Below are 23,939 nucleotides of genomic sequence, written 5' to 3' on the forward strand. Positions count from 1 at the left end.
GCACCGCTGTGCAAATCATGACTGCATGGCCGTTACCGGTCTTGCAGCGCGCTTTTCGAGTCTCGTGGTGAAGCGGGTTTGAATCTACTGCGGACTGTATTACGAAGCCCCGGGAAAGCCCATGCGGGCGTGCCCCGAGTTTCGTGGTGCTGCCTGGTGCCGGGCTCGTGGTTCGGCTCGGTGCCCGGCCGGGTGTTCCGCTCAATGTCCAGGATAAATGTCGAAGTCGAAGTACTGCTTCTCGATCTTCCTGAACGTGCCGTCCTGATGAACCTGTGCCAGCGCCTGATTGAACATCGCCTTCAGATCGGCGTCTTCCTTGCGCAGGCCGATTGCCGTGCCTTCGCCGATCGTCTTCGGGTCCTTCACTTCCGGACCGGCCCAGGCGAAGCCCTTGCCGCGCGGCGTCTTCAGGAAACCGGCGTCGGCTTGCACTTCATCCTGCAAGGCGGCGTCGAGGCGTCCCGCGGCGAGGTCGGCGTACACCTGATCCTGATTCTGATAAGTCACCACCGTCACGCCGTTGGGCTCCCACCAGGCTTTGGCATAGGCTTCCTGAGTCGAGCCCTGCTCGACGCCGACGTTCTTGCCTTTCAACGACGCTGCCGTCGGCAGGAGCGGCGAACCGGTCCTCGCGATCATGCGCGCCGGGGCGTCGAACAGCTTGTCGGAGAAATCGATCTGCTCGCGGCGCTTGTCCGTGATGGTCAGGGACGACACGATCGCGTCGAATTTCTTGCCCTTGAGCGCCGGAATGATGCCGTCGAGGTCCTGCTGGACCCAGACGCACTTGACGTTCATCCTGGCGCAGAGCGCGTGGGTCAGGTCGGCATCGAAGCCGACCACCTGCCCGTTGGGCGCGACCGATTCGAACGGCGGATAGCTCGCGTCGACGCCGATGCGCACGGTCTTCCACTCTTTCGCCATCGCGCCGGTGGCCACGACCGCAAGGGCCACGCACAGTGCGAGCTTCTTCATGTTTCTCCTGGATCAAACTGATCGTCGTGGTCTGCCGATCTCGACGACCACCGGCTCGTGGCCGGCCGTCGCTATTCTAGGCGGTCAAAATTGTTGCACCGCGTGGGCGCGCCCTGCCGTCAACCCGCCTCGGCAAGGCCGCCGGAGCGCCATCTGCGCCCACGTGTCTTGAAAAGCGCGGTATTTTACCCGAACAGGGACGAGGCGCCAGTCCAGGGCGCGGGCGATCGGCAACTCGCGGGTGTGGGCGTTGTTCCAGCGCGACGCCCGGCCAATGCCAGAGCGGCATGAGCGCGATACCGGTTCGATGCCGGGCGCCGTCATGGCTTTCGACGTAGCCCATCCTGCCCGGCGGCCAGATTAAGCGGATTTATGAAACGATCCGGTGCGCCGGTGCGGATTGTTTAGTGCGGCCTGTGGCCATACATTCACTGCATCGCAATTTGCTTACCGGAGTACCGCCATGATCGAGATTCGCCGCTCTGCAGAACGGGGCCACGCCAACCACGGCTGGCTCGACTCGTATCACAGCTTTTCCTTCGCCGACTACCGCGATCCGCAGCACGTGCATTTCGGCCCGTTGCGCGTGATCAACGAAGACCGCATCGCCGGTGGCCAGGGTTTCGGCACGCACGGCCACCGCGACATGGAGATTGTTACCTACGTGCTCGACGGCGCGCTCGCGCACCGCGACAACATGGGTAACGGCTCGACCATCCGTCCCGGCGACGTGCAGCGCATGAGCGCCGGCACGGGCGTGATGCACAGCGAATTCAACGCCTCGCAGGACGACAGCGCGCATCTGCTGCAGATCTGGGTGATTCCGCAACGCACGGGCGACCAGCCCGGCTACGAGGAAAAACGTTTCGACGACGCCGACAAGCGCGGCCGCCTGCGGGTGGTCGCGTCACCCGACGGCCGCGACGGATCGGTGACGATTCATGCGGACGCATCGATCTACGCGGGGCTGCTCGACGGCGCGGAGCAGGCCACCTTTGCGTTGCCGCAAGGACGGCTCGCCTATGTGCACGTGGCGCGCGGCGCGGTGACCGTCAACGGCGAAATGCTGCATGCTGGCGACGCCGCCAAGCTCAGCGAAACCGATACGGTCACGCTCGAAAAGGGCGACAACGCCGAAGTGCTGCTGTTCGATCTGGGACAGTTGAACAGCTAGCCAGGCGCGCGATCGCCGACCTTGGCCGCATTGGTTGAAGCCGCAACGACCCAGCCTCGCACCACGTCAATCGCGAAGGGCAAACAAAAACGCCACGGAAAATTCCGTGGCGTTTTTGCATTCGCAGCACCGCTTACTGATTAGCGGCAGGCGCCGAAGCCGCGCCTTTATGATGCTGCCAGCGATCCTGCATCTTCTCGTGACGCTGTTCCATCCTGGCAAAGCGCTGCTTCAGCGCCGTGCTGACGGTGGTCTTCTGCTGATCGTTCAAGCCGTTGTAGAACTTGAGCCAGGCATCGGTGGTTTGCTGGCGCAATTGCGTGTCTTTCTGCTCGACCTGCTGATGCGCCGCGGCCATCGCGTTCAGGTCCAGAATAGGCTGTTGCTGCGCCGCCTTGAACTGGTCCTTGATCTGCTGGTGATTGGCGTGCATGGCTTCATGGTTCTGCTTCATGGTGTCGAGCGCCGCCTGCCACTGCTTTTCCTGGTCCGGGTTGAGCTTCAGCTGATCGTGCAGTTGCGTGAGCTGCTGCATGAAGTGGCCGTGCCAGCCGCCGGGGCCGCCATGGCTGGCGGGCTGAGCGGCATAAGCGGCGCCTGCGCCGATGGCGAGGGCGGTGGCGGCAACGGCGAGAACGCGCGACATCTTTTTGGTGGACATGTAAGGCTCCTTGTAATGGAATAGCCGACGATGCAACCGGTAACGAGGACGGCCTGCATTCGGTAAGACACAGCGTAGAGAACTGCGCCTCGCGCTGTGTTACGTGGCCGGATGCGGCTATTACGGGTCATTACGTGCGCCTTTCACCGTAACACCCGGTAACCCTTGTGCCCGGTTCGGAAACTAAAACCCTTTCAGCTGCGCGTTAAACTTCATCCCATGGCTACTCAAATACTTGTTGTCGACGACGACGTCGAATTGCGCGATCTGCTGCGCGACTATCTGGCCCGTCAGGGCATCGAAGTCTCGGTGCTGCACGACGCGGGCTCGCTCGAGCGCCGGCTGGAGCGCGAGCGTCCGGATCTGATCGTGCTCGATCTGATGATGCCGGGCGTGGACGGGCTCACGGCGCTGCGCAAGCTGCGCGCGTCGGGCGACGACATTCCCGTGATCATGCTCACCGCGCGTGCCGACGACGTCGACCGTATCGTCGGTCTGGAACTCGGCGCGGACGATTACCTCGGCAAGCCGTTCAATCCGCGCGAGTTGCTGGCGCGCGTGCAGGCGGTGCTGCGCCGCCGCCGTACGCTGCCGTCCGCCGCGGCGCCGGAACAGCGCGAGCCGTTCAACTTCGGCCGCTTCACGCTGGATTTCCAGTCACGCACGCTGCATCTGGAAGACAAGCCGCTCACGCTGTCGGGCAGCGAATTCGCGCTGCTGAAGATTTTCGTCAACCACCCGATGCGCACGCTCACACGCGAGCGCCTGCTCGAACTGCTGCACGGTCCCGAATACGACGGCACCGACCGTGGCATCGACGTGCAGGTGTGGCGTCTGCGCCGTATCCTCGAAACCGATCCGTCCACGCCGCGCTTCATTCAAACGGTGCGCGGCCGCGGTTACGTGTTCGTGCCCGATGGCGAACAGCATGCGCCGGCCCATTGATTCCCTGTTTGGTCGGCTGGCGCTGCTAGTCGTCGCGGTTCTGCTGTTATCGCATTTCGCGTGGTACGCGCTCATGCGTCTCGAGCGCACCCAGCTGCAAACGCGCTACGCCGTCGAAGAAGCCACCTTCCTCGTCGACGCAGTGCGTCAGCACGTGGCTCACACGCCGGACCAGCCGTTGCCGTCGCGCGTCAAGCTGGTCGATCCGGCGAGCCCTGAAGTGCCGCCGGAAAACGCCGATTTGCCGCCGCCGCTCGAACGTTTCATCGAAGACGTGCGCGATCGCATGCCGTCCGGCACGCAGGTGCGCGCGGGCTTGCCCGGTCATCCGCCGGCGCTATGGGTGCGCGGCACGTCCGATCGCAGCTGGATCGTCGTGCCGGTGCAGCCGCTGCGAACGCCGCGTTCGCTCGATCGCACGGTGCTGTGGCTCGCCATTATTTTCTCGTTCGCGGTGATGGCGGCGCTGTTTGCCGCATGGGCTCTGCAGCAGCCCTTGCGCTCGCTCGCCCAGGCGGTGACGCGTTTCGGCCGAGGTCTACCGGTGCCGCCGGTGCCCGAGCGCGGTCCGCGCGAATTGCGCCAGCTCACGCACGGTTTCAATCAGATGGTGCAGGAAGTGGCACGCACGGAAAACGATCGCGCGGTGATGCTGGCGGGCGTCGCACACGATCTGAAAACGCCGCTTGCACGCTTGCGCCTGCGCGCCGAGATGATGGAAGAAGTCAAGATGCGCGACGGCGTGGTGCGCGACGTCGATTCCATGACGCACATCGTCGAACAGTTTCTGGTGTTCGCGCACGATGGCGCCGATCGCAGCGAAGCCGTCGAAGTGGACGCGCAATGCGAGCGGGTCGTGCGCAGCTATCGCGCGGTGAACGCGGGAGGGCCCACGGTGCTGACCGAGTTGCACGCAGGTTCGGCGTTCCTGTTGCCGGCCGCCACGCTAGACCGGGTTCTGTCGAATCTGCTCGACAACGCCCACGCCTACGGCGCGCCGCCGGTGGTCGTCGCCACGGCGCGCACTTCACAAGGTTTCACGCTTTCCGTCAGCGACAACGGCAGCGGTATCGCCGCGCAAGACCTCATCAACGCCAGTCGTCCGTTCGTGCGGCTCGACCCGGCACGCGGCGGCAACGGGCATAGCGGTCTTGGGCTCGCGATCGTCGAGCGGCTGGTGCGGCGTGCGGGCGGCGAGTGGGAAATCGGCAACCACGACGGTCGTGGCTTGCGCGTGTTGATGAGCTTCCCGTTCGAGTCGGTGCCGCGTGTCGCGGCAGTGTCGGAAAGCGTCTGGTAGGGTTCGAAAGAGGCGGGCAGCGCGCTCGGGGAGCGTCTGCGCCGCCTTTGCGTTCCGCTGCGAGGTGCGGAACGCAGTGCTTCAGTCAGTCCGAGAACAGCGTGTTCAGCGCATTCGCCGCATCGCCGTCCACCGTATTCCACGTCACCGTTTCGGCTTCGAAAATATAGTGCGTGGTGTACTTGCCGAGACGGGCCAGGATTTCCTCCTGAATCAACTCCGGCGCCACTTCCAGTTTCAGATACCACGCCGTAGACGACAGGCGCGTCTGGAACGCGCCATATTCGGCCAGCAGATGGTCGAACGCGTCAGCATCCTGATCGCGACAGACAATCACCAGATTTCCCTTCATGCGAATCTCCCGTTAAAGCAGTAGCGGCAACCTCGATATCTATCAGGGTCGATCATACCTGCTTCATTGCGGGAAGCCCGTGGGTGCTTTTGCGTTGAGTCAGCTAGCGTGCTGCGCGGCGCGCCTGTCTTGCGCGCGCGCCGGCAAGCGTGTCACCAGACGTTTGCGACCGTGCGCGCGGGCGGCGCGGTGTCGTCGGGCGGCAGGGCTTCGATGCGATCGCGGCCGCCCGTTTTTGCGGCGTACAGGGCGGTGTCGGCCCGGCTCATGATCCGCTCGGGCAGATCGTCGGGCGACAGTTCGGTGATGCCGATGCTCACGCTCAACCCTACCGAGGCCGGCAGTTTGGGCGACGGCATCGCCTTCAGGCGCAGCCGCAAGCGTTCGACCACTTCGCGTCCCGCCACCAGATCCGTAGCGGGCAGGAGCAGGCCGAACTCTTCGCCGCCGAGCCGGCCGATCGCATCCGCGCCGCGCAGTTCGGCGCGGCAGGTGTCGACGAAGTGTTCGAGCGCGCGGTCGCCGGCCGCGTGGCCGAAGCGGTCGTTGATCTGCTTGAAATGGTCGAGGTCGGCGATCGCCATGCACAGCGGCTGGTTGCCCGCGTGCGCGCGCTCGATTTCATGGCGCAGCAAATCGAGAAAGTAGCGCCGCGACAACGCGCCGGTCAGCGCGTCATGGCGCGCCTCGGCCGAGAGCAGCGTATTGGCCGACTGCAACTGTTCGGCGAGATCGCGCGTGGCGCGATGGTGACGCCGCTCGCGCACATACGACACCGTGATCACCCACGCCAGCGCGACCGTGCCGGCCAGTGTCAGGAACACCAGCAAATGATCGCGCTTGTGATTGCGCAGCAACTCGGGCCACGCTGCGAGCGGATCGACCAGATGGGCGGACAGCCCGGAGTTCAGGCCGCCGCGCGACTGATAGAGCGAAGGCATCGGCTGTTCGGTCATGCCGAACAGTTGATCGGCGACCGTTGCCGGCACCCACGGCGCCTGTTCGCGCAAGCGCGTGTCGACCTGAATGCGGATGTCGGGGAAAGCCTCGCGACGGTAGGTGACCTGGCGTTCGTCCGGGCTCATCTTCGTCACATGCGAGTTGGGCAGCGCGTGGCCTTCCAGTTCGCTGTTGTGCGCCATGATGATGACGCCGTTCTCATCGGCGACGAATGTGCCGGCATGGGCGACCCAGTGGCGCAAGCGCGCGATGCCGACTTTGGCGATCACCGCGCCGACCAGCATGCCGTCGGCGTAAGCCGGCGCGGCGATGAAGATGCCCGGCTCGCCACTCGAGCGGCCCACGCCGTAGGCTTCCGAAAAGGCGCCGAGCAGCGCGTTGGTCAGATAGCCGCGCGTGCGCATGTCAACGCCCACGAAGGAACGATCGGCCGCCTGCGGATTATTGATGGAGTTGCTCGACGCCACGCAGATGCCATTGGCGTTGACGAGCCAGATCTGGTCGAGACCGGAAAAGCCTTGGGCGTCGTGCAGGAAGTTGCTTACCGCGGTCATCTGCGGATCTTTCAGCAAGGCGGTGCGCAGGGCGGGTTCCGCCGCCTCGTTGTTCACGGCATAATTCTGGGATTGCACCAGAGCATGCTGGACCACATCCATTTCGGCCATGGTTGCGGGGATGGCGCGAGACATGGCGAGGTCGCTGGCGATCACTTCGGCCATGTTGTCGACGATCGACGTGGACATCTGCCGCTGCGCCCGCAGGGCCGCGTCCAGCTCTTGCTGTACCATCCGGTCCGCGACCATGCCGGCCACGAACCAGCAGACCAGCACGATCAGCGCGAAGCAGATCGGTCCGGTTGCCTGGCGCAAGGTTGTCCTGTTCATCGACCCTCTGATCCGTCTGGCTGTGACATGCAACTAGCTCATTCGTGGCAGCGCGCTGGCGCTGTGTCGCCCTTATCGAAGCGGCTGGCTTTGCGCCGCCGCCGCGGCCCGGGGTAAGCCGCTCACGGTGCGTCGAGTCCTGATTTTAACCGTCATGGGGCCAGACGCTATCGTTATTGCGGGAATGCGAAGCGCGGCAGCCGCGCTCATCAGATTCCTAACGGCAGTCGAAGCGGTTTCTTAATGGCTGTACGGGTTTTCCGGATGGCCTCGGCGGCCTACGCCGCGTGCCGCGCCGGGCGCCGGTGTGGTCTGCGCACCACGTTCGGGCGCGCCTCGAAGCGTCGCTGAAGCGAGCCGGCGCGACGGCCGGATGGCGTTGCCTGATGGGGCCGCCGGCCGTTCATCGCTATTTGCCGCTAAAGGTTGTGCCTGAAACATAGGATGGTGTAGTGTCGTGCCGTCCAAAACGAGGAAAGCTCGCCAGCCTACGGGCGGCGCCTGCGGCGACAGGAGTCCGGCTTGACGGTTGTGGTTCTGGACGCCCCTGTCCGTGAACGCTTCCTTCGCCGGTCCACGTGTCTCCAACGCTAACGATTTACCGCGCACACGCCTTTTGCCATGCCTGATTTCCGCTTTCCGGACCGATCCTCAGACCGCCGCGCCCAAGCCGCGGCCTCCTTCGTACGTTCGAATGCTTTCATCAACGGGGAGCGCATCTGATGGATTTCAGCTTCAACCTCAAGCGCACCGCCAATGCCTCGGCATGGCGGGTACTGCCTAATCGCTGGGACTTCGTCGCCTTTCCGCTGATCATCTGCGTGATCGCCATGGCGGCGATCGGCTTTCACGAAACCCTGGCGCCGATGTCGACGCTCAAGACGCAAGCCATTTCGCTCGATCCGGCGAACCTGCCTGAGTACGCGATGCGCACCACGCTGCGCATGCTGGCGGCGATGGTCGCCTCGCTGATCTTCACGCTGGGGTACGGCACGCTGGCCGCCAAGAGCCGGCGCGCCGGGCTCGTTCTCGTGCCGATTCTCGACATCCTGCAGTCGGTGCCGGTGCTCGGCTACATTTCGTTTACGGTCACTTTCTTCCTCGCGCTCTTTCCAGGCCGCGTGCTCGGCGCCGAACTGGCGGCGATCTTCGCGATCTTCACGAGCCAGGCGTGGAACATGACGTTCAGCTTCTACCAGTCGCTGCGCACGGTGCCGCGCGATCTGGACGAAGTCTCGCGCGGCTTTCATCTGACTTCGTGGCAACGCTTCTGGAAGCTCGAAGTGCCGTTCTCGATGCCCGGCCTCATCTGGAACATGATGATGTCGATGTCGGGCGGCTGGTTCTTCGTGGTGGCCTCGGAGGCGATCACGGTCGGCAACAACACGATCACGCTGCCGGGCATCGGCGCGTACCTGGCGCAGGCCATTTCGGTGAAGGACCTGCACGCGATCGGCTGGGTGATCCTCGCCATGACCGTCGTGATCCTCGCCTACGACCAGCTTCTGTTCCGCCCGCTGGTCGCGTGGGCGGACAAGTTCCGCATGGAAAATACCAGTTCGGGCGACGCGCCGGAGTCCTGGCTGCTCGACCTGATTCGCCGTACCCGTCTGATTCACCGTCTGCTGGTGCCGCTCGGCTGGATGTTCGCGCGGGCCGCGCGGGTGCGCTTCCAGTTGCCGGCGTTCAACGCGCCGCGTTTCCAGATTCCGCAGCGCGAAAAAACCTCGAAGTTGGGCGACCGGCTGTGGGCCGCGCTGGTGCTGGTGCTCACGGTCTTCGTGGTGTACCGCGTCGGCTCGTACGTGCGTACCGGCGTGACGCTCGGCGAAGTCGGCCACGTGTTCGTGCTCGGGCTCATTACCTTGCTGCGGGTGGTGGTGCTGATCGCGATCGCCTCGGTGATCTGGGTGCCGATCGGCGTGCTGATCGGCTTGCGCCCGGCGCTGTCGGAAAAGATCCAGCCGCTCGCGCAATTCCTCGCCGCGTTCCCGGCGAACCTGCTGTTCCCGGTGTTCGTGATCGTGATCGTGCGCTTTCATCTGAATCCGGACATCTGGCTCTCGCCGCTGATCGTGCTCGGCACGCAGTGGTATATCCTCTTCAACGTGATTGCCGGCGCGAGTTCCTATCCGAACGACTATCGCGAAGCGGCCAAGAATTTCCATATCCGCGGCTGGCAATGGTGGCGTCAGGCGATGCTGCCGGGCATTTTTCCGTACTACGTGACCGGCGCGATCACGGCGTCGGGCGGCGCGTGGAACGCGAGCATCGTCGCGGAATTCGTGCAGTGGGGCGACACCAGGGTCGCCGCGCACGGCGTGGGCGCATATATCGCGCAGACCACCGCCGCCGGCGACTATCCGAAGATCATTCTGGGCATTGCCGTGATGTCCCTGTTCGTGACCCTGTTCAACCGTCTGCTGTGGCGTCCGATGTACGCCTATGCCGAAGCCAAGCTCCGGCTCGATTGAGAAATAAAGGCTAAACGCGATGCAAAATCCTAAAGCTGCTATGACCGCCGCGCCGATCCAGACGCCGCCGATGCCGCCGCGCCTCGGCGAAGAGATCCTGCGCGTCAAGGACGTGTGCCGTGGGTTCAACAAATCGCAGGGCGAACTGCTCGTCCTCGACGATGCGAACCTGTCGCTGCGCGAAGGCGAGATCGTCGGTCTGCTGGGCCGGTCGGGCTCGGGCAAGTCGACGCTGCTGCGCATCATCGCCGGTCTGATCGAACCGACCGACGGCGAAGTCACGTATATGGGCAAGCCGCTCGACGGCCCGGCGCGCGGCGTCGCAATGGTGTTCCAGACCTTCGCGCTGTTCCCGTGGCTGACCGTGCTGCAAAACGTGGAAGCGGGTCTCGAAGCGCAAGGCGTCGGCGCCAGCGAGCGGCGCACGCGTGCGCTGGCCGCGATCGATCTGATCGGTCTCGACGGTTTTGAAAACGCCTATCCGCGCGAGTTGTCGGGCGGCATGCGCCAGCGCGTCGGTTTTGCGCGGGCGCTGGTGGTCGACCCCACGCTGCTGCTGATGGACGAGCCGTTTTCCGCGCTCGACGTGCTGACCGCCGAAACGCTGCGTACCGACTTGCTCGATCTGTGGACGCAAGGCCGCATGCCGATCAAGGCGGTGCTGATCGTCACGCACAACATCGAAGAAGCGGTGTTCATGTGCGACCGGATTCTGGTGTTGTCGTCCAATCCGGGCCGGGTGATCGCCGAGATCAAGGTGCCGTTCAAGCATCCGCGTAACCGTCTGGACCCGGCGTTCCGCCGGCTCGTGGACGAGATCTACGCGAAGATGACCGCGCGCCAGACCGACGAAAAGACCAAGAAAGGGCTGGAGCTGCACAGCTGGCTGCCGCATGTCTCGACCAACCTGATGGCGGGTCTGATCGAGACGCTGGCCGCCGCGCCGTACCACGGCCGCGCCGACATGCCGGAAATCGCCCGTTCGCTGCATCTGGAGGTGGACGATCTGTTCCCGGTGGCCGAAGTGCTGCAGCACCTCGGTTTCGCCGACGTGCGCGAAGGCGACATTTTCCTGACGCCGCCGGCCCGCGTGTTTTCGGAGTTCGGCACGCAGGAACGGAAGATGATGTTCGCCGAACATCTGCTGCGCCATGTGCCGCTTGCCGCGCGAATCAAGAAAGTGCTGAACGAACGGCCGGGACACCGCGCGCCGCGCGTGCGCTTCGAGCAGGAGTTGGAGGATTTTCTGTCGGACAGCGCCGCGGAAGAGACGCTCGACGCGGTCATCAACTGGGGCCGTTACGGTGAGATTTTCTCGTACAACGACCAGACCGAAATCTTCAGCCTGGAAGACGTGGAGTCTTAAGCGCGGCGGAGAAGATTGAGAGATTCACGCGAAAACGGCAGGGGAGACCCTGCCGTTTTTTTATTGCCGATCGCTTATTGCAGATTGCCCCAGCGTTGAACCGCCGGTTCCGCCGACGCCCATTTCCAGCCCTTGTCCTGTTGACAGGCGCTTGCCGTGTACCAATCCTCATGCGCCTTCGCGCCTTCGCCTTCCTGCACCGAGAACGCGAATTCCTTGCACAGTGCAAGCGCGGAGCCGAACGCACGCGTGACGCGCACCTGGCCGTGGCCATTTTCAATCGGCAGCGTGTGCTTGATCGCCCATGGCCGCGTTTCGCCGACCGGCATGGCGCCGGCCAGCGCGGCGATCAGGTTCTGCTGATCGGTATGCATGCTGCGCATATAGCGGCCGACTGCCTCGTCGGTCGCGGCCTGCACGGCGATGCCCACGCCGATGCCGATGGCCGGATTCGACGTGACCAGACCCGTGGCCACGCCGGCGGCCGCACCACTTGCCGCACCGACCGAGCCACAGCCGCTCGTCAACAGGCTTGCGCCGACGCATAACGCGCCGGCCAGCACGAGCCGCACGCGATTGCCCGACCGCGCGGCGAGGCGAATGCGCTGCACCGCGCCCGCAGCGGTATGCGAACGCGCCGTCATTGCAGCGCGCCCCAGCGTTCGGTGGCGGGTTCAGCCGACGCCCATTTCCAGTTGGTGCCGTCGCGGCAGATCGAGGCCACGTAAAACGCGCTGCTCGCCGGCACGTTCTTGGTCGCGGTTTGATCGACGGAGAAGACGATTTCCTTGCAGTCGAGATCGCCCGCGCTGATCGAGCGGCTGACGGTGACGCGGCCGTGTTCGTCGTCTTCGATCGGGAACGAGTGAGTCACGCTCCACGGCGCCACCGCGCCGACTTCGAGCGGCCCGGCGATTTTTGCGATGCCGTCCTGCGTATTCGTATGGACCACGCGCTCGGAGTACTGCACGCCGGCGCGGGCCGCGGCGACTGCGCCAAGACCGATGCCGGTGGCGACCGCCGCATTGCTGGTGACTTGCGCCGCGATCGCGGCGCCGCCTATACCGGCGCCGGCCGTCGCGCCTTCCGAGTAAAGCGAACTACAGCCGCTTAACGCCGACGTGATCGCCACCGCGAGCGCAACGATTGCCGTTGCATTGGGGCGGCCACGTCCGGCCGTCTGTTTTGCCCATTCGGCCCACACCATACTTTTTTGCATTTCCCTGTCCCTACTCCTGCAAGTGCCTTTCGATCACGCTCGCAACGAGTTTGTGAACGTGTGGCACGCCTTCGCATTGCAGCGCTATCTGCTGCCGCATTTTGCAGGATGCCATTTGTAATTGGCAGTGGGAAAGTGCAAGTAATTGCAAAAGATGGTGCGGGTCAAACCGCTTTCTGCTTGATGCGAGCCAGTTTTGATTGGTGGTGCGAAGGGATTTTGACCGAGTCGCGCACGCGTCGCGTGCAGGTCATCGACACGGCAGCGCCGTGGCGCTGCCCGCGTTTCACCACGTTATTCGGCTTCTTCTTCCGCGCCTTCGTCGCCGTAAGCGCTCAGGCGGTTGTACAGCGTTTTAAGACTGACGCCGAGGGCTTTCGCGGCACGTCGCTTGTCGCCGCCGCAATATTTGAGCGTGCCGAGAATGATCTGCTTTTGCGCATCGGCCAACGGTGTACCAATCCACACGCTCATCGCGTCGCCCTGAGTCATGGGCTTTTTGACGCGCGAGGCGAGGTGCGGATGCGGCAACTCCACCGTCTTCTCCGCGAGGATGAACGCGCGATAGACCGCGTTCTTCAACTCGCGCACGTTGCCTGGCCACGACCAGGTGCGCAGCGTTTCGAGCGAGCGTTTGCTGAAGCTCTTGCTCGCGCTTTCCTGTTGATTGAGCAGCGCGAGGAAATGCTGTGCGAGCAATTCGCGGTCGCCTTCGCGTTCGCGCAACGGCGGTGCGCGCAACGGAAAAACCGCGAGCCGGTACATCAGGTCCTCACGCAGACCGTTTTCCTTGACCGCCACGGCCGGGTCGCGATTGGTCGCGGCGATCACGCGGACGTTGCCGCTGATCAATTCATTGCCGCCGACCCGGAAGAACGTGCCGGTCTCCAGGGCACGCAGCAGCTTGACCTGACGCACGGGCGCCATTTCGGTGATTTCATCGAGAAACAGCGTGCCGCCGTTGGCGTGTTCGAAGTAGCCGACGCGGCCCTGGACCGCGCCCGTAAAGCTGCCTTTTTCATGCCCAAACAGTTCGGCTTCGATGAGTTCGTCGGGAATCGCCCCGCAGTTTACGGCGACGAACGGAGCGTCCTTGCGGCTGCTTTTATCGTGAATCGTGCGGGCAATCAGTTCCTTGCCGGTGCCCGATTCGCCGATGATGAGCGCGGTCGCGTCGGTGCCGGCGACGCGTTCGATCTGCTCGTACAGATCCAGCATCACCGGCGACGAGCCGTACAGCAGCCCGTACGATTTCAGTCCCGCGATGCCGTCCGCGACGCGCTGCTTCGCCTGTGCCGAGCCATTGCCGCGGGCGGAGACGGTGGGCGGGTCCAGATCGATTGACGCCATAAACGGGGAGTCCTGTGCTAATGAGTTCGTTGTTGCGGCGCGCAGGCCTGGAAAGAGATACGCATAGCGGCGCATATCTCACAAAGGTCGATTTAACCACTTCGGCGACGTTTCCGGCAATCGCTCTGACGGTTGGCCAAGACATTAACGCACGGTCGGTCAGAAAGTACCTGAAACAAGGATCTCCAGGTTAAGTGTAGGCAAATTTACCGGGCATGCCGTTTGCACAATTGACCCGACACGCGTGTGCTTTTGTTTGACCTGTTTCGACAAAAACGCACGCAACGCCGAACTCAGACCAGGAGCGAACGATGACTGACACCACGCAACAACTCGCACTCGGCGGCCAGAAGATTGTCGACGATCTGCGGGTGCTGATAAAGGACTCGGAGGAAATGCTGCGGCTTGCCGCCAACGTGCCGGGCGAGGGCGTCGACGCCTTGCGTGACAAGCTGGGCACGCATGTGGAAACGCTGCAGTCGGCCCTTGGCGACGCGCAGCAGAATGCGCAGCGGCGCTATCGCGCGGCCACGGTCAACACCGAGCGCTACGTGCGCCATAACCCGTGGCGCTCGATTGGTATTGCCGCGAGCGTCGGCTTTCTACTCGGCGTGCTGACTGCGCGCTAGGACGCTACGGCGTCATGGCGCAAAGCCTTGCAGTTCGACACCTATCCGTTTCAAGACGACAAGGAGTTCACGATGGCACGACCCAAAATCGGCATCTTCGGCGCGCTGATGGCGCTCGGCGGTTTTCTCGCGGTCCGCTATGTGCAGCGCAGCCGCGCCACCCGCATTCCGGTGGCGCGCGAGCTGAGCCGCTGGGAGAATGAAGGCGGTGCGGTGGCAACGCCGGCGACGCCGTCTGGCGGCGCTGTCACGGCGGCCAGCGCGAGCCCGGGCGCGCACGGCGCCAACGGTTCGGCTTATACGAATGGCAATGGCGGCGCGTGGCCATTTCCGCGCAGTTGAGCCGGTCTGCGGGGGCCGCGGCTCGTCGTGCGCGGGAGCGCACGCATTGACGGGCGATCCCCCGTCAGGCACGCTAATTCACATCGAGATAGCCGTATAATAAGTAAATAAACAACAATACTTCGCGGGATAGGCAGTTTTTTCCGCTCATTGTTGCAATTTTGACCTAAGTCTGCAGTGCTGTGCCGATCGGCAAATCAGCGTGCGCCCGCCGCCGGGCGTAGCGCGCTGCCTGCGAGCACGGCGCCGCGGGCGCGCATTTTAAGCATGCGTTCTTGCATGTTTCCCCACCCACGCTTGCAGGCTTTCGAGACGCGATGCCACATGTACTGATTGTCGACGACGACGCGAGTACCCGCGAGGCGCTTTCCGCCATCATCGGGGAAGACGGCCTGACTACCGCCACCGCAGGCGATCTGCGCGAAGCGCGCATTCAACTGGTCCGGCAGATGCCGGACGTCGTCTTTACGGACCTGAAGCTGCCTGATGGCAGTGGGGTCGATCTGTTCGAAGATCTCGATCCGCGCTCCGGCGTGGAAGTGATCGTGATTACCGGCCACGCCACGGTCGAGTCGGCCGTCAATGCGCTGAAGATGGGCGCCACCGACTATCTGGTCAAGCCGATCAACATGCAGCGCGTCAAGGCGATCCTGTCGCGCCTGCCGCGCGCCGGCGACCTGAAGGCGGAAATCGGCACTCTGCGCGGCGAGTTGCGCCGCATGGGCCGTTTCGGTTTGATGCTCGGCAATTCGCCGGCGATGCAGGAGGTCTATGACCAGATCGGCCGTGTCGCGCCGACGGCGGCCTCGGTCATGCTGGTGGGCGAGTCGGGCACCGGCAAGGAAGTCGCCGCGCAGACGCTGCACGAACTCAGCTTGCGTCGCAAGCACGCGTTTCTCGCGGTCAACTGCGGCGCGATCTCGCCGAATTTGATCGAATCGGAAATGTTCGGCCACGAGCGCGGTTCGTTCACGGGCGCGGATCGTCAGCACAAGGGTTATTTCGAACGCGCGAATGGCGGCACGCTGTTCCTCGACGAAATTACCGAGATGCCGATCGAATTGCAGGTGAAGCTGCTGCGCGTGCTGGAAACCGGCATGTTCATGCGGGTCGGCACGACCAAGGAAATCGAAACCGATGTGCGTCTGATCGCGGCCACGAACCGCGATCCCGAGCAGGCGGTGCTCGAAGGCAAGCTGCGGCTCGACTTGTACCATCGCCTGAACGTGTTTCCGATCAGCCTGCCGCCGCTGCGCGATCGCGGCAAAGACGTTGAACTGCTCGCTCAGGCTTTCCTCGACGAACTCAACGAACGCCACAGCACGAAGAAGCATTTTCCCGCCGCCGTGAAGGAAATGCTGATGTCGTATCCGTGGCCGGGCAATGTGCGCGAGTTGAAGAACTACGTGCAACGCGCGCACATCATGTCGGGAACGGACTCGGACAGCACGGCGACGGTGCCGTTGCAGATCACGCTGTCCAAGCCCGCCGCCGGTACGGCGATCACGATTCCGTTCGGCACGTCGCTCGCCGAAGCGGACCGTCAGCTGATTCTGGCCACGCTCGAGCAATGCGGCGGGGTGAAGACGCGGGCGGCCGAGATTCTCGGCATCAGCCTGAAGACGCTCTACAACCGCCTGGTCGAGTACGGCAACGACGCGCGTGAAGACGCCGACGCCGCCGACGAATCGCGCGCCTTGGGCGGGGCGGACGCCTAAGGCGCACCACTCACGCCCCGAAGGGGGCGGCACCTGAACGGCACACGCCTTGCTGCGATCGGATAGACCGCAAACGAGGATAAATAACATGCCGGACTACGCTGCCGCTCCTACGCTTTCCCCGACCCAGCACCTGCATCGCCCCGAGCCGATCGAGCCGCCTTCGCCGCCGCCGATCGCGCCGCCGAGTCCCGGCGAGCCCGATACCATTCCGATCCCCAGTCCCGATCCGGGTCCGCAACCGATCGAACCCATCGAGCCGGTTGCGCCGCCGATCGGCGACCCGCCGCCGCAGCCTACGCAGACGCCACAAGCTAGCCTGTAACTGCCATCGGCGCCTCAGCGGCTGGTGCGCGTGCAACTCTGACACGTCTTGTGCGCTGCGCCACAGTTTGGGGCAGCCAATTTATGTACTTGTTACAAAGACGACGCATCTTTTACCGGCAATTTGCTGTCGCGACCCCTAGACTGTATTGATGCCGCGTCCGCGGCGCGCTTCCCACGGAGGCTACGACCATGAGACACCCAGCATTGCGCCGTTCGGCGCGCCACTCGAAGCGCGACTCGCGGCCAGGCGGCGCGCAGGGCGCTCAACCGGCACCGGTTGACCCGTCCGCGCAGAACCGCGTCGCGCCTGACGCCCCGCCGGACGGCGAGTACAACCAGGGCGGCGTACGGCCCGAAGGGCTGGACTATCAGCGCGATCTGGGCTCCGAGCAGGACGCCTGACAGGCTTGGCGGCCAGTAGCGAGATTGCTGGTTTCGTCAGACAAAGCAGAAAAAATTTCTTCGCGACGCTTCGGCATCGCGCGTTTTTGCTCGTTCGTCACATTTGCATACATTTTTATTTCCGATATGTCGTAAAAAGGCACGCGACTTGCATGCACCTTTTTGGCGAATATCCGTATGCAACGAAACAACTGAACTAGGTGGAGCACCAATGAGCAGACTGATCGTGGTATCGAATCGTGTCGCACCGACGCAGGAAGGCCGCCCCGCAGCTGGCGGCTTGGCGATCGGCGTACTGGACGCGCTTAAGGAAACCGGCGGGGTCTGGTTCGGCTGGAGCGGTGAGACGGTGAGCGAGCCGTCCTCGCCGGTGATCGAGAAGCAAGGCAATGTGACGTACGCGACGGTGGGCCTCACCAAGCGCGACTACGACCAGTATTACCGCGGTTTTTCCAACGCGACGCTGTGGCCGACGTTCCATTACCGCAACGACCTGTCGCGCTATGACCGTCAGGAATATGCGGGCTATCAGCGCGTCAACGCGACGCTTGCGAAGCAGCTCAAGGAGTTGCTCAAGCCCGACGACATCATCTGGGTGCACGACTATCACCTGCTGCCGTTTGCGCGTTGCCTGCGCGAACTCGGCGTGAAGAATCCGATTGGCTTCTTCCTGCATATTCCGTTTCCCGTGCCGGAAGTACTGCGCACGATTCCGCCGCACGAAGAACTGGTCAAGGCGATGTGCAGCTACGACGTGATCGGCTTCCAGACGGAAGCGGATCGCCAGTCGTTCGTCGACTTCATCGAGCGCGGCCAGCACGGCACGTCGAGCGAAGACGGCATGGTGCACGCGTATAACCGCTTCCTGAAAGTGGGCGCCTATCCGATCGGTATCTATCCGGATGCGATTGCCAAGGCTGCCGAACAGTTCACCGATCGCAAGCCGGTGCGTAGCCTGCGCGACGGAATGCGCGGGCGCAAGCTGATCATGAGCGTCGATCGTCTCGATTATTCGAAGGGGCTGGTGGAGCGCTTCCAGGCGTTCGAGCGTCTGCTGCTGAATGCGCCGGGTTGGCATGGACGTGTTTCGCTGGTGCAGATCGCGCCGCCGACGCGCGCCGACGTCGCGACCTACCAGCGTATTCGTCAAACGCTCGAAGGCGAGGCGGGCCGTATCAACGGTCGTTTCGCGCAACTCGACTGGACGCCGATCCAGTATCTGAACCGCAAGTACGAGCGCAATCTGCTGATGGCGCTGTTCCGTCAATCGCAAGTGGGCTATGTGACGCCGTTGCGCGACGGGATGAATCTGGTCGCGAAGGAGTATGTCGCCTCGCAAGACCCGGCCGATCCGGGCGTGCTGGTGCTGTCGCAATTCGCGGGCGCCGCCGAGCAGTTGCCGGGCGCGCTGGTGGTCAATCCGTTCGATCTGTCGCAGATGGCCGAAGCGCTCGAACGTGCCTTGTCGATGCCGCTCGCCGAACGTCAGGCGCGTCACGCTGACATGATGGCGCCGATGCGTGAGAACAACCTTTCGGTGTGGCGCGACACCTTCCTCGGCGATCTGCGCAATGTCGCGACCGCCTCTTCGGTGACGGCCAAAGCGGTAAAGCTCGCTGACGTGAGGGCATCGTCGTCGCATTGATAGCGACGCGGTGCCGATCACGTCGGCACGAAGTGGTATGAGTGGGAGGAGACGAGCAGGGCGCGGATCGTATCAGGCGATCCGCGCCTTCTTTTTTGCGGCACGCTAAAGCGCATCGAGCGGCGCCGGACGCTGCGGGATGCCTTCGCGCGACACACCGCCGGGCCCACTACGCCGGTTGCGGATTGGCGCGTTGCATCACGCGCATCGTGCTGACCACGGCCGCGACGGCCGAAAAGCCCGCGGCCACATAGAGGGCGACGATCGGTCCGCTTTGCGGCGCAATGCCGAAGATCAGCGCGACCAGCGCCGCGCCGAGCGTCTGGCCGGTCAGGCGCGCCGTGCCCAGCATGCCGCTCGCGCCGCCACTGCGATTGCGTGGCGCGGCGGACAGCATGGTGCGGTTGTTCGGCGACTGGAAAATGCCGAAACCCGCGCCGCACAGCGCCATGCGCCAGGCAATCTGCATCGCGTCCGGGTGCGCGCCGAGCGTGGCGAGCAGCAGCAGGCCGGCCGTCATGGCCGCGAGCCCGACGCCGCCGAGCCATCCCGAAGACACCTTGTCCGACAGCACACCGGCAATCGGCGCAGCGAGGATGATTACGGCCGGCCACGGCGTCATCAGCAAGCCGGTTTCGACCTGCGACAAGCCCAGGTTTTCCTGCAGCATGAACGGCAACGAGACGAACGCCAGCATTTGCGCGCAGAACGAGCAGACCGACGTGCCGATCGACAGCGCGAACACTGGAATTCTCAGTAAATCGATCGGCAGCAAGGGCGCCGCCTGGGTCAGCTGGCGGCGCACGAAGAAATAACCGATCACGATCGCGCCGACGAATTCCATCAAGACGAAGCCGAGGCCTTCGCCGTGGCCGAGGCCGTCGACGGCAAAGATCAGCAGGCCGAACACGAACGCGTTCATCACCGCGCTCAGGTAGTCGTAGGGCGATTCGTGGCCGGGGTTCATCGGCAAGGCCTTGAAGCCGCCGACGATCGCCGCGATGCCGATCGGCACATTGATCGCGAAGAGCCACGGCCATGAAGCGACGGCCAGCACGCCGGAGGCGACCGTCGGTCCCACCGCCGACGACACCGCGACCACCATCGCGTTGATCGCGACGCCGCGCCCGAGTTGCGCGGGCGGATAGATCATCCGCACGATCGCGGTGTTCACGCTCATGATGCCCGCCGCGCCGAAGCCCTGCACCACGCGGGCGAGCGCGAGCGTCGGCAGCGAGTCGGACAGCGCGCAACCGAACGACGCCACCGTGAACAGAATCAGGCCGCCCAGATAGATGCGCCGGTAGCCGATGCGATCGCCGAGCGAAGCCAGCGGCAGCAGCGAAATGGTGATGGCGAGTTGATACGCGTTGACGACCCAGATCGAGCCGGCCGCGCTCGCGTGGAGATTGCGCGCGATGGTCGGCAGCGCGACGTTGGCGATCGCGCTGTCGAGCACGGCCAACGTCAGCGCGAGCGCGATCACGAGCATCGCCCAATAGCGCTGCGGAATTGGCAATCCTTGTTCGGTGTGGTCGGCAAGCGAGGGGTCGGCGACATCGGCGGACGCGGGGCCGTTCTTGCGCGGAGGTTGTGCGTGCATCGATTGTTCGAGTTGTCGTGGCAGGGCTCGCCGCTCACGCGACGAACCCTGCATGCTGCTGGTAGAGATGAACCGACTGCAGGCGCGTTTTGCGTCGCCGGGCTACTTCAGTTCGTAAAGCCCGGTATGCGTGGTCGAGTCGAGTTCGTTCAGATGCGTCATGAAGCGCGCCACCGCGTTGGTGGTCTCCGCATTGATCGGCAGATGCGCCACCTTCAGCGCATGCAGACGGAAAATGTAGCGGTGCGCCTTGTCGCCGCGCGGCGGCGCGGCGCCACCGAAGCCGACCGTGCCGTAGTCGTTGCGCACTTGCAGCGCGCCCTGCGGCAGGAGCGCGCCGTCGGCTTTGCCGGCGTTGCGCGGCAAGGAGCGCGCGTCCGCCGAAATGTTCACCACGACCCAGTGCCAGAAGCCGCTGCCGGTCGGCGCGTCGGGATCGTGAACGGTGAGGGCGAAGCTTTGAGTGTCGGGCGGCGGCGCTTCCCACTGCAGCGCGGGAGAAATATTTTCGCCGTCCACGCCGAAAGCCTTGTCGTGATATTCGTGAGCTTTCGGCATGAAGCCGTTGCTGGGAAAGTCGTCCGACCAGAGACGGAAATCAGCCATGATGTGCCTCCCTTCTTGAATGGTTCTGGGATGCCCGGATGATGCGATGCAGTGACAACGCAGTGGCAAATTCAACGCGCACACGCGTGCACAAGATGCTCCGGGTTAGCCAATCGAGTGTATCACCGGCGGCTTTCGGCCTTCGGCTTCGTGCCAGATGGACAGGTGCCGGGTCGATGTCAGCCGCGCTCCTCGAAGCTCGACGCATCGCTCTTCAGCCACCCGACGAGCCGCTGCAACACACCCGCGATATCGCGATTGGCGCCGCGCAAGGCGCATTCCCACACCACGGCGACGCGCCAGCCGTTCGCCAGCAGCGCCGCGCGCACCTTGTCGTCGTTACTGCGATTGCGGCCGATCTTGTCGCGCCAGAACTCCGGCCGAGTTTGCGGCCATTTGAAAAGAGGGCAGTCGTGACCGTGCCAGAAGCAGCCGTGCACCAGCACGACGGCGTGGTAGCGGGGCAGCACGATGTCCGGACGGCCTGGCAGATCGCGCGCGTCCAGACGGAAGCGAAAGCCCTCTCGATGGAGCAGGCTGCGGATCAGGATTTCCGGCTTGGTGTTGCGGCCGCGGATGCCGGACATCATCCGGCTGCGCGTCGCGCTGTCGACGATATCGACCATCTCTAGCGTCGTCCGTCGGTCGTCTTGCCGGACAGTTCAGGCGTAAAGCGAGAGCGCTTGCTTCGAGCCACGAGGCGCCTCCTTGGCGAGCAGGTCTTGCACATGCGGGAGCATGATGCGCGCCACCTCGCGCATGACCGGCATCACCACGCTGTTGCCGAACTGCCGGTAGGCCTGGGTGTCGCTGACCGGGATGCGGAAGGTGTCGGGGAAACCCATCAGCCGCGCGCACTCGCGCGGCGTGAGGCGTCGCGGACGCAGCGCTTCGCCTTGATAGACGAGGATTTCGCTTCCGTCCTTGTGATAGCGCGCCGACAGCGTACGGGTGACGCTATGCGGATACGCCATGCCGAAACCAAAGCCGTTACCCGCCGCGCGATGCTTTTCCGCGTAGTTCTGCAGGTAGGTCCAGAGGTTCGATGTGAGCGTGTACTTCGGCTGGACGTGACGGGCAGTGTGGTCGAAGAAGCGATCGTGGTCCCATGCCAGCACCGGCTCGCTGCCGTCGGTGCGATGCAGGATCGAGCCGAGGCGCGGGCCGCTTTCGGGTAACTGCAGATCGTCCCAGGAAAATCCGGTCTTGCCGCGAAAGCCGACGATGATGATCCGCTCCCGATGCTGCGGCGTGAAATGCTGGCCGTCGACGACCCGGTAATGCACTTCGTAGCCGAGTTCGTCGCGCAAGGTTTGCAGGATCACGTCGAAGGTGCGGCCTTTATCGTGCGACAGCAGGTTCTTCACGTTCTCCAACAGGAACGCGGCCGGTCGTTTCGCGGCGATGATCCGCGCGACGTCGAAAAAGAGCGTGCCCTGGGTCGTGCACTCGAAGCCGTGCGGGCGGCCCATTGCGTTCTTCTTGCTGACGCCGGCAATCGAAAACGGCTGGCAGGGAAAGCCGCCGAGCAACACGTCATGGCTCGGCACGTCTTCGGCGGGGAAGGAGACGATGTCGCCGATCAGCGCGTGTTCGCCGCCGCCGGGATAGTTTTCGCGGTAGGTCTTGGTGGAAAAGTCGTTCCACTCGCTGGTAAAGACGCACTCTCCGCCATGCGCCTCGAAACCCATGCGGATTCCGCCGATGCCGGCGAACAGGTCGACAAAACGGAACTGGGCGTCGTGTCCGGCGCCTTTCGTGCGCGCCGTGTGCTGCAGCAGGTCGCGCAGCGCGGGCTCGAGCATCGCCGGGCAAGGCGTCTCGCCCTTTTCCCAACGGCGCACCGTCTTGATGTCCTTGCCGACATGCGCGGCGATTTCGCGTTGGGTGAAGCGGGTGCGCGCCTGCTGGAGCAGTTCAAACGGTGCGGCGAGGGTCACAGGCGTCCTTGCTGGGAATTTTTGCGGACATTATGACCTAAGGTCGTCCCCATTTCCCTATTTTCGTGTCGTACAGGTAGGAAATTTCCGCAAGTCCAAGCTGGCGGCGGCGAAATGCGGCTGTCATATCGAGACGTGTCCGCTTGTCGATGTGACGCGAATTCCCCACGTTGCGACGTGTAGGGCGCGCGGCGTCTGCCCGCGACTTTTTTGCGCGCGCAAAAACGACCTCGCCGGCTTGTGTAGGCCGGCGAGTCAGGTAGTCGGTACGGTGCCGGGCGGCTGCCAGTTAAAGCGGGAGGGCTGCGCTGGTCGGATAGGGCGGGGGAAACAGTGCGGCGGTCGCCGGGGCCATGGCATCCCATGCTGGCGGCGGGTCGGCATCGAACTGATCGAGCTGAAGCAGGAGGCTGTCGACCGTGCAAAGCTGGGCGTGGGACAGGTTGGCGGTGTCGAGCAGATGGTACAGACGCTTGCGCCAGTAGGCCGCCGGCAGGATCGGGCCACCCAGATCGCCGTGTAAAGACGGCCGCATCACGCGCGCAATGTGCGCAATGTCGCGGTCGGCCAGGGCCGATTGGGATGATCCGGAAAGCGAAACGAGTGTGCGGTCCATAGCTCCTCCTTCGCAGCTTTACGGCAGGCTGGGGCGAGACTTTAGGCCTTTCGTGAAATATTTTTTCAGTGACGGCTGAGAAGAAAATCGCCTTTGGCAGTGCTCGGGCACACCCGTTGCTCGATAAGGATACTGGCGTAATGTCGCGCCGGCATTCCAAATAGTGGAGCCGAACATGAACAAGGACCAGGTAAAGGGTGTGGGCGAGCAAATCAAGGGCAAGGTTAACGAAGCCGTTGGTAAGGCCACCGACAACCCCGGCAAGGAACTGAAGGGCGATCTGCAGCAGGGCGCGGGCAAGGTGCAGAAGGCCTACGGCGACGCCAAGGAAGACGCCAAGGACAATGCAAAGCGCAATCACTAAGGTGATTTGCGTCGATGTTTGACGGAAAGGCGCTTCGGCGCCTTTTCTTTTTTTGGGCGCGTGTGTTTGAGAGTAGGCCTGGTT

24 protein-coding genes are annotated in these 23,939 nt (G+C 63.7%); 12 read left to right on the forward strand and 12 right to left on the reverse strand.

The window, feature by feature from the left end; genetic code table 11:
* Nucleotides 1-201: 201 nt before the first annotated feature.
* Nucleotides 202-978, reverse strand: coding sequence for an ABC transporter substrate-binding protein (locus FQ705_RS24550; protein ID WP_144145166.1), 777 nt, complete (start codon nt 976-978; stop codon nt 202-204).
* Between the two features lie 463 nt (nt 979-1,441).
* Here FQ705_RS24550 and FQ705_RS24555 point away from each other — a divergent pair, with 463 nt between their 5' ends.
* A complete protein-coding gene (locus FQ705_RS24555; protein WP_144145168.1) occupies nt 1,442-2,152 on the forward strand; it encodes a pirin family protein in 711 nt (236 codons plus the stop codon).
* 133 nt (nt 2,153-2,285) lie between these two features.
* On the opposite strand, the gene FQ705_RS24560 is transcribed toward FQ705_RS24555, so the two are convergent.
* Nucleotides 2,286-2,813, reverse strand: coding sequence for a periplasmic heavy metal sensor (locus FQ705_RS24560; protein ID WP_144145170.1), 528 nt, complete (start codon nt 2,811-2,813; stop codon nt 2,286-2,288).
* 219 nt (nt 2,814-3,032) lie between these two features.
* Here FQ705_RS24560 and FQ705_RS24565 point away from each other — a divergent pair, with 219 nt between their 5' ends.
* Together FQ705_RS24565 and FQ705_RS24570 are read left to right on the forward strand one after the other, a co-directional pair.
* Complete coding sequence (locus FQ705_RS24565; RefSeq protein WP_012432166.1) at nt 3,033-3,758, forward strand: response regulator; 726 nt, start codon at nt 3,033-3,035, stop codon at nt 3,756-3,758.
* Entirely contained in the window at nt 3,742-5,058 is a 1,317-nt protein-coding gene (locus tag FQ705_RS24570) for an ATP-binding protein (RefSeq protein WP_144145172.1), read from the forward strand. The genes FQ705_RS24565 and FQ705_RS24570 overlap by 17 nt, the downstream gene beginning before the upstream one ends.
* A gap of 85 nt (nt 5,059-5,143) precedes the next feature.
* On the opposite strand, the gene FQ705_RS24575 is transcribed toward FQ705_RS24570, so the two are convergent.
* Nucleotides 5,144-5,410, reverse strand: a complete 267-nt coding sequence (locus FQ705_RS24575) for a hypothetical protein (protein WP_144145174.1) — start codon at nt 5,408-5,410, stop codon at nt 5,144-5,146.
* Nucleotides 5,411-5,562: 152 nt separating this feature from the next.
* Complete coding sequence (locus FQ705_RS24580) at nt 5,563-7,254, reverse strand: sensor domain-containing diguanylate cyclase (protein ID WP_144145176.1); 1,692 nt, start codon at nt 7,252-7,254, stop codon at nt 5,563-5,565.
* Between the two features lie 722 nt (nt 7,255-7,976).
* Here FQ705_RS24580 and FQ705_RS24585 point away from each other — a divergent pair.
* Entirely contained in the window at nt 7,977-9,728 is a 1,752-nt protein-coding gene (locus FQ705_RS24585) for an ABC transporter permease (RefSeq protein WP_144145178.1), read from the forward strand.
* A 19-nt stretch (nt 9,729-9,747) separates the two neighbouring features.
* Nucleotides 9,748-11,094 carry an AAA-associated domain-containing protein gene (locus FQ705_RS24590; protein WP_144145180.1) on the forward strand — a complete coding sequence of 449 codons (1,347 nt, stop codon included), beginning with the start codon at nt 9,748-9,750 and terminating at the stop codon, nt 11,092-11,094.
* Nucleotides 11,095-11,168: 74 nt separating this feature from the next.
* Here FQ705_RS24590 and FQ705_RS24595 read toward each other — a convergent pair whose 3' ends face one another.
* The 3 genes from FQ705_RS24595 to FQ705_RS24605 all read right to left on the reverse strand — a co-directional run bounded on the left by FQ705_RS24595 (nt 11,169) and on the right by FQ705_RS24605 (nt 13,663).
* A complete protein-coding gene (locus FQ705_RS24595) occupies nt 11,169-11,738 on the reverse strand; it encodes a hypothetical protein (RefSeq protein ID WP_144145182.1) in 570 nt (189 codons plus the stop codon).
* Nucleotides 11,735-12,313, reverse strand: a complete 579-nt coding sequence (locus FQ705_RS24600; RefSeq protein WP_144145184.1) for a hypothetical protein — start codon at nt 12,311-12,313, stop codon at nt 11,735-11,737. The genes FQ705_RS24595 and FQ705_RS24600 overlap by 4 nt, the downstream gene beginning before the upstream one ends.
* A gap of 294 nt (nt 12,314-12,607) precedes the next feature.
* A complete protein-coding gene (locus tag FQ705_RS24605) occupies nt 12,608-13,663 on the reverse strand; it encodes a sigma-54 interaction domain-containing protein (protein WP_144145186.1) in 1,056 nt (351 codons plus the stop codon).
* Nucleotides 13,664-13,974: 311 nt separating this feature from the next.
* On the opposite strand from FQ705_RS24605, the gene FQ705_RS24610 reads away from it, so the two are divergent.
* The 6 genes from FQ705_RS24610 (at nt 13,975) to otsA (ending at nt 18,726) form a co-directional block, all read left to right on the forward strand.
* Nucleotides 13,975-14,292: a YqjD family protein gene (locus tag FQ705_RS24610; protein ID WP_144145188.1), complete on the forward strand. Its 318-nt coding sequence runs from the start codon at nt 13,975-13,977 to the stop codon at nt 14,290-14,292.
* A gap of 72 nt (nt 14,293-14,364) precedes the next feature.
* A complete protein-coding gene (locus tag FQ705_RS24615; RefSeq protein WP_144145190.1) occupies nt 14,365-14,634 on the forward strand; it encodes a hypothetical protein in 270 nt (89 codons plus the stop codon).
* Nucleotides 14,635-14,951: 317 nt separating this feature from the next.
* Nucleotides 14,952-16,352 carry a sigma-54-dependent transcriptional regulator gene (locus FQ705_RS24620; RefSeq protein WP_144145192.1) on the forward strand — a complete coding sequence of 467 codons (1,401 nt, stop codon included), beginning with the start codon at nt 14,952-14,954 and terminating at the stop codon, nt 16,350-16,352.
* 88 nt (nt 16,353-16,440) lie between these two features.
* Nucleotides 16,441-16,677, forward strand: coding sequence for a hypothetical protein (locus FQ705_RS24625; RefSeq protein ID WP_144145194.1), 237 nt, complete (start codon nt 16,441-16,443; stop codon nt 16,675-16,677).
* Between the two features lie 191 nt (nt 16,678-16,868).
* Nucleotides 16,869-17,081, forward strand: coding sequence for a hypothetical protein (locus FQ705_RS24630; RefSeq protein ID WP_144145198.1), 213 nt, complete (start codon nt 16,869-16,871; stop codon nt 17,079-17,081).
* Nucleotides 17,082-17,292: 211 nt separating this feature from the next.
* On the forward strand, nt 17,293-18,726 hold the full coding sequence (gene otsA / locus FQ705_RS24635) for an alpha,alpha-trehalose-phosphate synthase (UDP-forming) (RefSeq protein ID WP_144145202.1): 1,434 nt from the start codon (nt 17,293-17,295) through the stop codon (nt 18,724-18,726).
* Nucleotides 18,727-18,895: 169 nt separating this feature from the next.
* On the opposite strand, the gene FQ705_RS24640 is transcribed toward otsA, so the two are convergent.
* The 5 genes from FQ705_RS24640 to FQ705_RS24660 all read right to left on the reverse strand — a co-directional run bounded on the left by FQ705_RS24640 (nt 18,896) and on the right by FQ705_RS24660 (nt 23,491).
* Entirely contained in the window at nt 18,896-20,329 is a 1,434-nt protein-coding gene (locus FQ705_RS24640) for an MFS transporter (RefSeq protein WP_144145205.1), read from the reverse strand.
* A gap of 102 nt (nt 20,330-20,431) precedes the next feature.
* Complete coding sequence (locus FQ705_RS24645) at nt 20,432-20,935, reverse strand: YbhB/YbcL family Raf kinase inhibitor-like protein (protein ID WP_144145207.1); 504 nt, start codon at nt 20,933-20,935, stop codon at nt 20,432-20,434.
* 179 nt (nt 20,936-21,114) lie between these two features.
* The gene (locus tag FQ705_RS24650) at nt 21,115-21,561 is read right to left on the reverse strand and encodes a very short patch repair endonuclease (protein WP_144145211.1); all 447 of its coding nucleotides are present in this window, start codon (nt 21,559-21,561) and stop codon (nt 21,115-21,117) included.
* 36 nt (nt 21,562-21,597) lie between these two features.
* On the reverse strand, nt 21,598-22,875 hold the full coding sequence (gene dcm, locus FQ705_RS24655) for a DNA (cytosine-5-)-methyltransferase (RefSeq protein WP_144145213.1): 1,278 nt from the start codon (nt 22,873-22,875) through the stop codon (nt 21,598-21,600).
* Between the two features lie 289 nt (nt 22,876-23,164).
* Nucleotides 23,165-23,491: a hypothetical protein gene (locus FQ705_RS24660; protein WP_144145217.1), complete on the reverse strand. Its 327-nt coding sequence runs from the start codon at nt 23,489-23,491 to the stop codon at nt 23,165-23,167.
* Nucleotides 23,492-23,666: 175 nt separating this feature from the next.
* Between FQ705_RS24660 and FQ705_RS24665 the strand changes: the two genes are divergently transcribed.
* On the forward strand, nt 23,667-23,855 hold the full coding sequence (locus tag FQ705_RS24665; protein WP_144145220.1) for a CsbD family protein: 189 nt from the start codon (nt 23,667-23,669) through the stop codon (nt 23,853-23,855).
* The last annotated feature ends 84 nt before the right edge of the window (nt 23,856-23,939 follow it).

Origin of the sequence: Paraburkholderia sp. BCC1884 (genome assembly GCF_900996225.1) — a bacterium.
GTDB lineage: Bacteria > Pseudomonadota > Gammaproteobacteria > Burkholderiales > Burkholderiaceae > Paraburkholderia.